This window comes from Hoeflea sp. (assembly GCF_984452065.1).
On the sequence record NZ_CFHWAF010000020.1, the window covers coordinates 30,342 to 42,878 of the forward strand.

The 12,537-nt window shown below is 59.9% G+C and carries 13 protein-coding genes; 8 read left to right on the forward strand and 5 right to left on the reverse strand.

Translation table 11 applies throughout. The annotated features are described in order from the left end of the window. Nucleotides 1-31 precede the first annotated feature (31 nt). Nucleotides 32-1,609: an ABC transporter substrate-binding protein gene (locus AC5E6N_RS06000; RefSeq protein WP_491746965.1), complete on the forward strand. Its 1,578-nt coding sequence runs from the start codon at nucleotides 32-34 to the stop codon at nucleotides 1,607-1,609. A 77-nt stretch (nucleotides 1,610-1,686) separates the two neighbouring features. Here the strand turns inward: AC5E6N_RS06000 and pcaQ are convergent, their stop codons facing one another. Further along, complete coding sequence (pcaQ, locus tag AC5E6N_RS06005) at nucleotides 1,687-2,589, reverse strand: pca operon transcription factor PcaQ (protein ID WP_491746966.1); 903 nt, start codon at nucleotides 2,587-2,589, stop codon at nucleotides 1,687-1,689. Nucleotides 2,590-2,741: 152 nt separating this feature from the next. Between pcaQ and pcaC the strand changes: the two genes are divergently transcribed. From pcaC to pcaF, 4 genes are all read left to right on the forward strand, one after another. Then, nucleotides 2,742-3,164 (forward strand): 4-carboxymuconolactone decarboxylase, encoded by a 423-nt coding sequence (gene pcaC, locus AC5E6N_RS06010; RefSeq protein WP_491746967.1) that lies wholly within the window; start codon nucleotides 2,742-2,744, stop codon nucleotides 3,162-3,164. Continuing rightward, nucleotides 3,157-3,897: a protocatechuate 3,4-dioxygenase subunit beta gene (pcaH, locus tag AC5E6N_RS06015; RefSeq protein ID WP_491746968.1), complete on the forward strand. Its 741-nt coding sequence runs from the start codon at nucleotides 3,157-3,159 to the stop codon at nucleotides 3,895-3,897. Before pcaC ends, pcaH begins: the two co-directional genes overlap by 8 nt. Next, nucleotides 3,898-4,512 carry a protocatechuate 3,4-dioxygenase subunit alpha gene (pcaG, locus tag AC5E6N_RS06020; RefSeq protein ID WP_491746969.1) on the forward strand — a complete coding sequence of 205 codons (615 nt, stop codon included), beginning with the start codon at nucleotides 3,898-3,900 and terminating at the stop codon, nucleotides 4,510-4,512. A gap of 84 nt (nucleotides 4,513-4,596) precedes the next feature. Continuing rightward, on the forward strand, nucleotides 4,597-5,799 hold the full coding sequence (pcaF, locus tag AC5E6N_RS06025) for a 3-oxoadipyl-CoA thiolase (RefSeq protein WP_491746970.1): 1,203 nt from the start codon (nucleotides 4,597-4,599) through the stop codon (nucleotides 5,797-5,799). 11 nt (nucleotides 5,800-5,810) lie between these two features. Here the strand turns inward: pcaF and AC5E6N_RS06030 are convergent, their stop codons facing one another. From AC5E6N_RS06030 to AC5E6N_RS06045, 4 genes are all read right to left on the reverse strand, one after another. Continuing rightward, nucleotides 5,811-6,221 carry a hypothetical protein gene (locus AC5E6N_RS06030; protein ID WP_491746971.1) on the reverse strand — a complete coding sequence of 137 codons (411 nt, stop codon included), beginning with the start codon at nucleotides 6,219-6,221 and terminating at the stop codon, nucleotides 5,811-5,813. Further along, the gene (cysQ, locus tag AC5E6N_RS06035; protein WP_491746972.1) at nucleotides 6,209-6,985 is read right to left on the reverse strand and encodes a 3'(2'),5'-bisphosphate nucleotidase CysQ; all 777 of its coding nucleotides are present in this window, start codon (nucleotides 6,983-6,985) and stop codon (nucleotides 6,209-6,211) included. The genes AC5E6N_RS06030 and cysQ overlap by 13 nt, the downstream gene beginning before the upstream one ends. 193 nt (nucleotides 6,986-7,178) lie before the next feature. Further along, entirely contained in the window at nucleotides 7,179-7,832 is a 654-nt protein-coding gene (locus AC5E6N_RS06040) for a response regulator (protein ID WP_491746973.1), read from the reverse strand. A 24-nt stretch (nucleotides 7,833-7,856) separates the two neighbouring features. Further along, nucleotides 7,857-9,209, reverse strand: coding sequence for a cache domain-containing protein (locus tag AC5E6N_RS06045; protein WP_491746974.1), 1,353 nt, complete (start codon nucleotides 9,207-9,209; stop codon nucleotides 7,857-7,859). Nucleotides 9,210-9,422: 213 nt separating this feature from the next. Between AC5E6N_RS06045 and AC5E6N_RS06050 the strand changes: the two genes are divergently transcribed. From AC5E6N_RS06050 to AC5E6N_RS06060, 3 genes are all read left to right on the forward strand, one after another. Next, complete coding sequence (locus tag AC5E6N_RS06050; protein ID WP_491746975.1) at nucleotides 9,423-10,505, forward strand: TRAP transporter substrate-binding protein; 1,083 nt, start codon at nucleotides 9,423-9,425, stop codon at nucleotides 10,503-10,505. Between the two features lie 209 nt (nucleotides 10,506-10,714). Further along, nucleotides 10,715-11,704 carry a TRAP transporter small permease subunit gene (locus tag AC5E6N_RS06055; protein WP_491746976.1) on the forward strand — a complete coding sequence of 330 codons (990 nt, stop codon included), beginning with the start codon at nucleotides 10,715-10,717 and terminating at the stop codon, nucleotides 11,702-11,704. A gap of 13 nt (nucleotides 11,705-11,717) precedes the next feature. Continuing rightward, nucleotides 11,718-12,537 (forward strand): TRAP transporter large permease subunit (locus AC5E6N_RS06060; protein WP_491746977.1); only part of this gene is annotated, 820 nt, incomplete at its 3' end.

The following is a 12,537-nucleotide window of genomic DNA, read 5'->3' on the forward strand; positions in this document are numbered from 1 at the left end:
TCAAACAATCCAACCAAACGGAGAAAGCAAAATGAAATACTTCAGGAAGGGAATGGCATTGGCGGCCGGTCTGGCCGCCGCAACAGCGCTCACCGCACCGGCGCTCGCCGACGACAAGGTGACGCTGGTCGTCAATACGGTTCAGATCTTCGGCACCATCGATCCCGCGAAGATCAACGACTACACCGAATATATGGCCGCGGTGAACCTTTATGACGGTCTGACCACGGTCAACGGCGCCGGGCAGATCGTCCCGCAGCTCGCCGAGAGCTGGGAGGTGTCGGAAGACAACACCAGATACACCTTCAAGCTCAAACAGGGCGCGACGTTCCAGGACGGCAGCCCGGTCGAAGCCAAGGATGTCGTCTTTTCCATGCAGCGGCTGCTGTCGATCAATGAGGGGCCGTCCTATCTCTTTGCCGACCTGATCGACCCGCAGAACGTCAAGGCGGTCGACAGTGGAACGGTCGAGATCACGCTCAACCGCGTCTATTCGCCGTTTCTGTCCAACACGCCGCTGATCCTTGTGGTCAATTCCGATCTGGTCGCGGAGCAGAACGACGGCGAATGGGGCGAGACCTATCTTGCCGACAAATCCGCCGGAGCCGGGCCTTACAGCCTCGAGAGCTGGACGCGCGGCGCGCAGATGATGATGAACCGGTATGAGGGCTATCATGCCGGATGGCCGAACGAGAAACCCATCGACAATCTGCGTTTTGTCGTCACGCGCGACGAGGCGACGATCAAGGCGCTGGCTGCCAAGGGCGAACTTGGCATGTCCTCCCAGTATCAGGGTGTCGAAACCTACGAGGCCATCGCCAGGATGGACGATTACAAGATCATCTCGGCGGATACGGCGACCGGCTTTTACCTGAAGCTCAATAACCAGCTCCCGCCGACGGATGATGTCCATATCCGCCGCGCGATTGCCTATGCCATGGATTACGAGACCATTCGCGAGGTGATTTATCCGGGCGGCCAGTTGAGCGGACCGCTGGCGCCGGTTTTTGCCGATGCCTATCTCGATAGCCTCCCGGCGCCCGAATACAATCTGGAAAAGGCCAAGGAGGAGTTCGCCAAGTCGAAATATGCCGGCCAGGAACCGATCAAGATAACCCATGGTTATATCGCCAAGACGGGCTTCCAGGAAGAGATCGCCCTGCTCTTCAAATCGGCGCTCGAATCCATTGGCTTCGAGGTTGAATTACAGGCTGAGCCTTGGAACCGCATCACTGAACTTGCGACATCCATCGAGACCACGCCCAATGCGACACAGATCTTTTACGGTCCGACCTATCCGTCTCCGGACTCTGTCTTCTATGTCCAGTATCACTCGAACGCCAAGGGCACATGGGCTTCCATGGAGTGGGTGCTGAGCGATGAGATCGACGCGCTGATCGACGAGTCGCGCAGCAGCACGGATTCGGCAAGGCAGAACGAGCTCTACAAGGCCATTCAGCAAAAGCTCCACGACATGCAGTCGGATGTTTTCCTGCTGACCCAGACCAAGCGTTTTGCCGCCAACAAATGCCTGCAGGGCTATGAATGGGTTCCCATGCAGAGCTGGGATACGGACTTTTCCCGCTACTGGTGGAACTGCGACCAGTAGAACCGGCCGTCTTGCTCCCGGGACAGGCCACACTCGCCCCCGGAACAATTCCGGGGGCGTTTTCGATTGAAAAGGATCTATGCGGTCTCGGTGACGACGCGCCGCAGAATGTCGGCAAAGGCGGTGCAGGCGGGCGTCAGTTGCGCATCCGCCCGCGTGCACAGTCCGATGGAGCCGACGGTTGTTTCCGTATCGATCGGCAGGGTCACAAATTCGCCGCGTTCGATTTCGGCGGACACGACGGCACGGGAGATGATCCAGATGGCCCGGTGGTTTCTGACAAAGGTACGACCGAATGAATCTGAAACTGTTTCAATGATTTGTGTCGGTTCTGTAATGCCTTGCTCGATAAAAAGCCGGTCCACGAAAGGCCGGATAATCGATTGCCTTGTGGGAACCAGCACCGGGTAGTTGCCGATCGCATCGGCGGAGAATCCCGTGCGGTCGGCCAGCGGGTGGGACGCATGGACCGCAAAGATGACCCTGTCGCGATAAAACGGCTCGAAAATCAGGCCGAGCATGACATCCGGCGCAGGCAGGCGACCCATGACGAGATCCAGTTCGCCGTTGCGCAACTGGTCGAGCAGGGCGCGGTTTTCTCCGGTGACGATCTTGAGCCGATTGCGCATGCCGGCCTCGAGATATCGGGCAACAGCAAGCGGTACGGTCGTTGTCGACACCGTCGGCAGCGCGCCCAATCGGATCCTCGGACCATCGGCAACATCGAGTTCCGCGAGCGCATTGACCCCGTTTCGCGCCGCCGCCAGAGAACTGCCGGCGTGACGCAGAAAGACCTCGCCATGTTGCGAGATGCGGATGCCGCGGCCTTCGCGTTCGACCAGCGCACGCCCGCAAATGTCTTCAAGCTCCCGGATGGTGCGCGTGACGGCGGGTTGGGTGAGATGCAGAACCTCGGCCGCGCGGCTGACGCTCTTTTGCCGCGCAACCTCGACAAAGGTCTCAAGGTGCCGCAGTTTCATTCTGCGTAGTGAATTCATATCTGTATTGCTATCCAAATTGCGATAATTTTCATTATTCATCCCCGAAGAAATATGCAAACATCGATATTAGAACCATTTGAAGCGGCAATTGTGCCGGGGCATGCCTTTGCTTGAATTCTGTGGAGTGTCTCGTGGGCGCAGACGATACATCATCCGGGCGGTATCAATCCGGCATGGCAACGCGCCGGCGCGTGCTTGGCGATGCGCATGTCGACCGCGCGGAAGAAGGCAAATCGGAATTCGACGCGCCGTTTCAGGAACTGATTGTCGAAGCAGCCTGGGGGCATGTGTGGTCACGGCCTCATTTGACACCGAGGGAGCGCTCGATTGTCACGATCGCGCTGCTGTCCGCCCTTGGCCATGACGAAGAAGTGGCGATGCATGTTCGCGCCTGCCGCAACACCGGAGCATCAGAGGCCGATATTCGCGAGGCGCTGCTGCACGTTGCCGTCTATGCAGGCGTGCCGGCGGCGAACCACGCAATCGCAATCGCAAAAAGGGTATTTGAAGACATTGGGATGAACGGTGCTGCCGCGGAGGACGGCGATGGATAACAGAGCACCGGAAACTGGCGCTTTTTTTGCGCGCGACCGGAACCGGCATCCAAAGGCCTATACGCCGGACTACAAGAGCAGCATAGTACGCTCGCCGCGCCAGCCGCTCCTGTCGCTTGAAAACACGCCGGGCGAGATAACCGGCCCGGTATTCGGGCATGATCTGCTTGGCGAACGTGACGCCGATCTCATTCATAATTTCGCCCGGCCCGGAGAAAGCGCCCTTGGAGAACGGATCATTGTTCACGGGCGGGTTCTCGACGAGGGCGGCATCGGCGTATCCGGTGTTCTGCTGGAATTCTGGCAGGCGAATGCAGCGGGGCGCTATCGCCACAAGAAAGACGGATACATGGCGCCGCTTGACGCGAATTTCGGCGGTTGCGGCCGCACCATCACCGACGATGACGGGTATTATGCGTTTCGCACGATCCGGCCGGGTCCTTATCCATGGCCCAACGGGGCCAATGATTGGCGACCCGCCCACATCCATTTTTCAGTTTTCGGTCATGGTTTTGCCCAGCGCCTGATTACCCAGATGTATTTCGAGGGAGACCCGCTGATCCCGCTTTGCCCTATCGTGCGGACCATTTCCGATGACGCCGCGATCAGGCAGCTTGTGGCCGAATTCGATAAGGCGAATGCCGTCCCGTTTGACGCGCTTGCCTACAAATTCGATATCGTGCTGCGCGGTCGGCGTTCGACACTGTTCGAGAACCGTCTGGAGGGCAACTGATTGGCCGGGTCGCACAACCGCCTGAAGGAAAGCCCGTCACAGACAGCCGGTCCTTATGTGCATATCGGCTGCACACCGAATTTTGCCGGTATCGACGGTGTTTACGATGAGGATCTCGGGACCGTCATGGTCAATGACGAGACGCGAGGCGAGCGTATCGCAATCACCGGTCAGGTTTATGACGGAACCGGCACGGTGCTGAAGGATGCGCTGCTTGAGATCTGGCAGGCCGACAGTAACGGGCTTTTCAACAGCCCCCATGAAACGCGTGGGGGCGCCGACCCGAACTTTGCCGGCTGGGGACGGCAGCCGACGGACATGGAGACCGGCCTTTATCGGTTCGATACCGTCAAGCCGGGCTGTGTGCCTTTTGGCGACGGCCGTCTTCAGGCGCCGCACGTCACTGTGTGGATCGTCGCCCGCGGCATTAATCTCGGCCTGAACACACGCATCTATTTTTCCGATGAGGAAAAGGCGAATGCGGAAGATCCGGTGCTGGCGCGGATTGAACACAAGGGCCGCGTGCCGACCTTGATTGCTCAGCGCAACGGCGATAGCTATCGGTTCGATATTCATCTCCAGGGCGATAAAGAGACCATCTTCTTCGACATCTGACAGCAATCGAATGATCGCCTGAAACCTGCAGGACGGTGCCCGCACACGCCGCCGATGCCGGAATAAATCACGAAAGGCCAAATCATGAATGATGCATTTATCTGCGACTATATCCGGACCCCGATCGGGCGTTTCGGGGGAAGCCTGTCGGCGGTGCGGACAGATGATCTTGGCGCGGTTCCGCTCAAGGCCCTGGCCGAGCGCAATCCGGGTCTCGATCTGGAGGCGGTCGACGAGGTTATCTTCGGGTGCGCCAATCAGGCCGGTGAAGACAACCGTAACGTTGCCCGCATGAGTGCGTTGCTGGCGGGCTATCCCGTCGGCGTGCCGGCCGGCACGGTCAATCGGCTTTGCGGATCGGGCATGGACGCGACAATCGCGGCCGCACGGGCGATCAGAGCCGGCGAGGCCGATCTCATTGTCTCGGGCGGCGTTGAATCCATGTCGCGCGCACCCTTTGTGATGCCGAAGGCGGACGCGGCCTTCTCCCGGCGCGCCGAAATCTACGACACGACCATTGGCTGGCGGTTCGTCAATCCGGTTCTCAAGGCGCAGTACGGCGTCGACTCCATGCCTGAGACCGGAGAAAATGTGGCGGAGGATTTCGGCGTCTCGCGTGAAGATCAGGATGCCTTTGCATTGCGGTCGCAGCAGAAGGCATCGGCGGCGCAGGCCGGGGGAAGACTGGCGAAAGAGATCACGGCCGTCACCATTCCCCAGCGCAAGGGCGATCCCTTGCTGGTCGACCGCGACGAACATCCGCGCGAGACCACGTTGGACAAACTCGCCGCCTTGCCGACACCGTTCCGGCAGGGCGGCACCGTCACCGCCGGCAACGCGTCGGGCGTGAATGACGGTGCGGCGGCGCTGATCGTCGCATCGCGGTCCGCGGCTGAGCGGCACGGCCTGACGCCGATTGCCCGGATCCTGGGCGGCGCCACCGCGGGTGTCGCGCCGCGGATCATGGGGATCGGTCCGGCGCCGGCAACAAAGAAGCTGCTCGAACGTCTGGATATCTCCGTCGCCGATTTCGACGTTGTGGAGCTCAACGAGGCTTTTGCCAGCCAGGGAATCGCGGTGCTTCGCGATCTTGGAATTGCCGAGGACGCGGAATTCGTCAATCCGAATGGCGGCGCCATTGCGCTCGGTCATCCGCTCGGAATGTCAGGCGCGCGCATTACCGGCACGGCCGCCCTCGAACTTGCCGAACGGGGAGGGCGCCTTGCCCTGGCGACCATGTGTATCGGCGTCGGGCAGGGCATTGCCATTGCATTGGAGCGCGTCTGACAATGCCACGATCAGCTCTTTGAGAACATCTCTCTGCCGGGCGGCGGTGTCCTGCCGCTCGTCTTGCGGTCGACTTGCTCGAACAGCAGGATCAACCGGTCCCGCAAGGAGATAATCTCTCCGGTTTGGGCGAGGCCGCTTGCGTTGACGATGTAATCAAGCGCTTCGGCCGGGCCGCCGCCGGTTTTTCGCCTGCAGCACAGCATATGAAAGAGCGGCAGAACCGTGGGATCGTGTTTCTTTTCGATGTCTTCAATCTTGGCACATGGCGGGATCGCCATGGTGCCGGGCTGATCCAGTACCCCCGTTTCGTCGTAACTCAGGCCGCCGTTGAACACGATCTCTTCCGCAACAACGGGTTTGCCGAACACCAGGCGGTAGCTGTTCAGTCCCGCCTGACCCGATCCTGTCAAAGGCCGCATCCGTTCCTATCGGCCACGGCAATAAAAGGCCCGTTCCGGTAACCCGGTTTGCCGTAGGTAAATGGCTGATTGTCCGGCGTGACGACAAAGCCTCCGGCGGCCCTCAGCACCGCGTCGCCGGCCGCCGTGTCCCACTCCATGGTCGTTCCGAAACGCGGGTAGACATCCGCCTCACCGCAGGCCAACAGGCAGAACTTCAGGGACGAACCGATGGAGATCGTGTTCTTGATCCCGTGGTCGGCCAGCCAGCGTTCCGTCGCGTCGTCGCGATGCGAACTGCTTGCAACGGCCACCGGGTCACGGGCCGCTGTTTTTCGAACTGCGATCGTGCGCCTCTCGCCCGAGCATGTTTCGGACGCTCCGGTGCCCGCGATTCCGGTGAAGAGGCGGTCGAGGGCAGGGGCATAGACCACACCGAGGACCGGCCGGCCGTTTTCGATGAGGGCGATATTGACGGTGAATGAGCCGGCCTTGTCCTTCTTCAGGAATTCCTTGGTGCCGTCGAGCGGATCGACGAGGAAGAACCGATCCGGCGCGGCCAGCCCGTGGCTGCGCTCGTTTTCCTCCGATATCACCGCGATCTGCGGTGCCAGGCTTGCCAAGGCCTCGAGGATGATCTTCTCGGCGGCCCTGTCAGCTGCCGTCACCGGCGAGCCGTCGGTCTTCAACTGCACATGCGGAGAACCGCAATAGACCTGCATGATGGCTTCGCCGGCTGAACGGGCAACGGCCTCAAGCTCGGTGGTGAGCAATTGATGGTTCATCCGGACTGTCCCGCCGGGCCTCTTGCACAATTCAAAACGCTGTAGCGTCAGGAGGTGACAGATTTTCGTTTTCCTGTCGATTCCTTTGTCGGCCGGTCCACATGACGATCAGGCGACCACGCCCATCTGTCTACACGCCGTTCAATCTACACGTTGCCGAACCCAGAACAAGACGAACGTTCTGTTTGTTATCTTACAGGCCGAGACGGTTGGCGATTTTCGACAGCGCGACAGCGTTGCCGCCGCCGGTCTTTTCCCGGATGGACAGACGATGGCTTTCGACCGTGCGCACGCTGATGTTGAGCTGTCCGGCGATCTGCCGGTTGGTCAGACCTTTGGAGACCGCCGACAGCACCTGTTTTTCCCTCTCGGTCAGGCCGAAATCATTGGCCGGAACCAGCCGGTTGCTGTTGCGGCCCGCCAGCGACGCGGCAGCCTGGGGTCCGAGATAGGTGGCGCCCTGGGCGACCGAGCGGATCGCGTTGATCATCTCGTCCTTCGAAACATCTTTCAGGACGAAGCCGTTGGCGCCGACGCGCAGCGCCTCCTGCACATATTCCTCGTTGTCGTAGATGGACAGGAACAGGATCTTGGTGTTCGGCCGCGATTGCTTGATGCGACGGGCGGCTTCAAGCCCGTTCATTTCCGGCATGGAGATATCGAGCAGCACGAGGTCCGGTCCGAGCACTTCGCACAACTCGACCGCCCGGGCGCCGTTGCTGCCTTCGCCGACAACGTCGACAAAATCCGCATCCGCCAGGCGCGAACGGATACCCTCACGCACCAGGTCGTGATCATCGACGATGAGAAGCCGAACCCGATTGCCGTCTGACTGTCCAGACCGCATTCGTTCCCCTTTATTGTTCTTCGTTCATTTTTTTCGTTTTACTATCGGCAAAGTCGCCGCGATTGCAAGTCCGCCCGCTTTTGCCCTGGAAAATCGGATCGTTCCGCCGAACGTGTCGATACGTTCCTGCATGTTGCGGATGCCGAGTCCGCCGCCCTTGCGCCTGCCGCGGGGCATGCCGACACCGTCATCTTCCAGCCGCAGCTTGACCTTGCTGCCGCGCCTGCACAGTTCGATCGTCACGTTGCTGGCCTGTGAATGGCGCGCCACATTGGTCAACGCCTCCTGGATCACCCGGTAGAGTGCGGTTTTGGCCTCATCGGTCAAAAGCTCCTTGAGCGGTTCGGCCTGAACATCGACGGCGATTCCGACCTGTTTCGAAAACTCGCTGCCGAGGCTTTTGACCGCCGCCGCCAGCCCCATATCATCGAGGACCGAGGGGCGCAGTGCCATCGATATGCGGCGCACCTCCGATATCGCATCGTTGATGGCGCTCATGGATTTTTCAACCGGTTCGGTTATGTCACGCTGTTCCTGTGACCGGTTGAGCGTGCTTTCCAGGCCGTAACGGGCCGATACGAGAAGCTGGCTGATACTGTCATGCAGTTCGCGCGAGACACGCTTGCGCTCGTCTTCCTGGAACTCGACCTGCCGGGCGGAGAGTTCTTTCAGCCGCGCGTCGGCAAAGCGCTGCTCCGACAGGCGCGCGGCGGCAATGGTCGCGCCAGTGAGCGCCACGGCGCCAAGCATCAGCGCGAAAAGGACAAGCCGGGTCTCCCTGACATTGCTTTGCAGCTCGGCCTGCACCTTGGCGACCTGGCGGGAGACCTCGTCGAGATAGATGCCGGTTCCGAGCATCCAGTCCCATTTGTCGAGATAGACCGAATAGCCGAGCTTCTCGACATATTCGCCGGTCGAAGGCTTCTTCCAGATGAAGGAGTAGAACTCGCCGCCCCTCTTGGCCCGGTCGATCAGATCGGAAACAACCTGGCGTCCGTCCTCGTCCTCCAGCCCGATCCAGTTGCTGCCGACGAGATAGGTCAGGCGCGGATTGACGATGTTTGTCCCGTTCTCGTCGTAGATGAAGAAATAGCTGTCCTCGCCGAAGGTCATCTTGCGGACGATGTCCATGACCTGGCGCTGGGCCTGCCGCTTGGTCTTCAGGTTGGAGGCGTAGATCGGGGTCAGCGCATTGCGTGCCAGCGTCACGTAGTTCTTCAGCTCGGTATGCTTGAGGTCGAGATAAAGGTTCTCCACCGTCTGTGCCTGAATACCGGACAGGCGGGAGGACTGAAAGTTGATGACGAAGATCATCGCGGCCGAGATCAAGATGACCGGCAAGAGCGTGATCAACAGGAGTTTTGTCTTGAACTTCATGCGCATAATCCGCGTTCGTGCGGCCGTTTGCGCCGCTCCGGCCGGAAAATGGCATATGCATGCGGCGATTGCACGCAGTCGCTGGCCGTCTCAGTAGTAGTGCTGATAAAACCGGTATTTGCACGAATTGAGAAACTGTTGTCAAATGCCTATGCAGGCCCGGCAACGGCGGACAAACCTTCGTTGCGAAAGGGCTTTTTTGGGAGGATGTTAATGGAACGCCGTAAATTTCTAAAGGGTGCCGCGATCGCTGGCGCCGCTTCCACGCTCGCCGCGCCCGCTGTTGCGCAGGCCAAAAAGGAGATGGTTATCGTGTCCACATGGCCACGCGACTTTCCCGGGCTTGGACTGGCGGCGCAGCGACTTGCAGCCCGTATTGGCGAACTGACGGAGGGCGGACTTGACGTGCAGTATTTTGCTGCAGGGGAACGCGTGGGTGCCTTCGACTCGTTCGACGAAGTGGCTTCGGGTAACGCCCAGGCTTACATCGGCCCAGACTATTACTGGAAAGGCAAGCACCCCGGCTGGGCGCCGTTTACGGCGATCCCGTTCGGCATGACCTATACCGAGATCGACGCCTGGATCAAATATGGCGGCGGTCAGGAACTGTGGGACGAGCTTGCCGATCAGTTCGGGCTCAAGAACCTTGCTTGTGGAAACACCGGTGTCCAGATGGGCGGCTGGTTCAACAAGGAAATCGAAAGCGCGGACGACCTGAAGGGTCTGAAGATGCGTATTCCGGGCCTTGGCGGCGACGTGATGGCGAAACTGGGTACATCGCCGGTCTCGCTGCCTGGCGGTCAGATCTACGAAAACCTGGTCTCCGGCGCAATCGACGCCACCGAGTGGGTCGGCCCGTACAACGACTACTTCATGAAGCTTTATGAAGCAGCCAAATACTACTATTGGCCGGGCATGCACGAGCCGGGCGCACAGATCGCCTTCGGCATGAACAAGAGCTGGTGGGATGGACTGACGAAAAACGAGCAGAACATCATCGAGGCGGCCTGTAACGAAGAAAACGCCCGCACGATGGCGGAAACCAATGCCTTCAACGGTGAGTATCTGAACCGCCTGATCAACGATCACGGCGTTCAGCTGCGCGAGTTCAACGAAGACGTCTACGACGCTTTCGGCGAAGCCTCCGCGGAAGTCATCGAAGAGACCCGCGAGTTCGACGATCTTGCCATGAGGATCTACGACGCGGTTCTGGAAAAACGTGCGGAACTCGGCGCATGGACCGAGCTCTCCGATACGGCTTACGTTCAAAAGCGCAACGCCGTTATCAACCAGTAAGACGCGACAACGCGCGGATCTCGCGGGACGGGGTTACCCGTCCCGCACTCGGAGCACGATTCGACAGGGCATGGACCGACGGGTCTGCGGAGCGGCGAAAAAAAACAAAAACAGCCGGTTATGACCCCATATCAGCAACGGCGATCGCGTATTTGCGGCGCCGCTGACGATGCCCTGTATCAACACGGCCCAGGCTGGGGGAAGATGATATGGCGGAATCGCCGACGGCCCAAACAAAGGCGAATTCATCCTTTGCCAATTTTGTGAGATTCTTCGGTTGGTCGGTGCTGGCCGTCATGGCGGCCTTTCTGATCAACAATTTCCTGACGCACGGCGCCGGATATCCGGGCGCTGCGACCGGCCTTGACGGCGGTGGCGCGGCCGGCTTCTTTCAATTCGCGCTTTATCCGCTGGGGGTTCTGCTTTGTCTCGTCTTCGTGATGCGCAGCAGGCAGACCAGCCTGCGGACCGACGGACGGCGCATCGCGGCGATCAACACGTTTCTGATCCGCGCGGCTTTCTGGTGCGTCCTCATCGTCGGCGTGGTCGATATGGCCATTTCCTTCCTGCGGGTCGAAGGCATGCTCGAGGCTGTTGTCGGGGCCGACCTCGAAAGCGATCTCGGCCGTTCGCAGTTTCGCGGACTTTACGTCCATGTTCCTTTGATGGCGCTTGGCGTCCTGATTGCCTGTTTTACCCGAACCCTGGGGTTTCCGTGGCTTGCCCTGCTGATCGTGATCGCTGAACTCGGCATCGTTTTCATGCGGTTCATCTTTTCCTACGAGCAGGCATTCATGGCCGACCTCGTGCGCTTCTGGTACGGCGCGCTGTTCCTGTTCGCCAGCGCCTATACGCTGCAGGAGGAAGGGCATGTGCGGGTCGATGTCTTTTATGCGGCCTTCAAGGATCGCACCAAGGCGGTGGTGAACGCGGTCGGCTCGATTTCAATGGGGCTGGTGTTCTGCTGGACGATCCTGATCGTCGGGATGGGACAGAAGGCGTCGATCATCAACAGCCCGGTTCTCAACTTTGAAGTCACCCAGGCCGGTTTCGGCATGTATGTGAAATACATGATGGCCGGGTTTCTCGGGATTTTCGCAATATCAATGATGATCCAGTTCGTCAGCTATCTGCTGGAGGCCGTCGCCGATTACCGCGGCGAACCCGGACATGTGGATCACGCGCCGGCGGTGCAATAGGGGCTGACGAACTATGGAACTCTATTTCCTCGCCCTTCTTGTCCTGCTCATGGCGTTTGCGCTGGGCTCGGGCTATCCCGTCGCCTTCGCGCTGCCCGGCTCTTCCATCATCACCATTTTGCTGGCCGCCGTCTTCGGTTACCTGTTCGCGGGCGACACAGATGCATTCTTCGCGCAGGGCGGTCCCTCGCAATGGCTGAGCGCCGGCGTTACCAACCTTCGAGGGGTCTATTGGGAACCCGAACGCGACACGCTGATCGCGATCCCCCTTTTCATCTTCATGGGGATCATGCTGCAGCGATCGAAGATCGCCGAGGATCTGCTCATTACCATGGCGCGGCTTTTCGGACCGATCCCCGGCGGCCTCGGCATCTCGGTGGTGTTTGTCGGCGCGCTGCTCGCGGCAACGACCGGCATTGTCGGCGCGACCGTCGTGGCCATGGGCCTCATCTCACTGCCGGCGATGCTGCGCAACAATTATTCCCAGCAACTGGCGACCGGAACGATTGCCGCGTCCGGAACGCTCGGCCAGATCATACCCCCGTCGATCGTCCTTATTATCCTCGCCGACCAGTTGACCAGCGCGGCGGATCAGGCGGGAACCGCGCGCAAGGCGCTGTTCAAGGATTCGACCGGCGAACTGACGATGCCGAGCATCTTCGATGTCGGCTCGACCAGCGCAGGCGAGATGTTCCTCGGCGCCATCGTCCCGGGCCTCGTGCTCGTCGGCCTTTACATGGTCTATATCCTCATCTTCGCGGCTCTTCGGCCCAAGTCGGCCCCGCCGGTTCCCTATGACGGCAGGTACGACTACCGGTTTGCGCTGAAGGTTT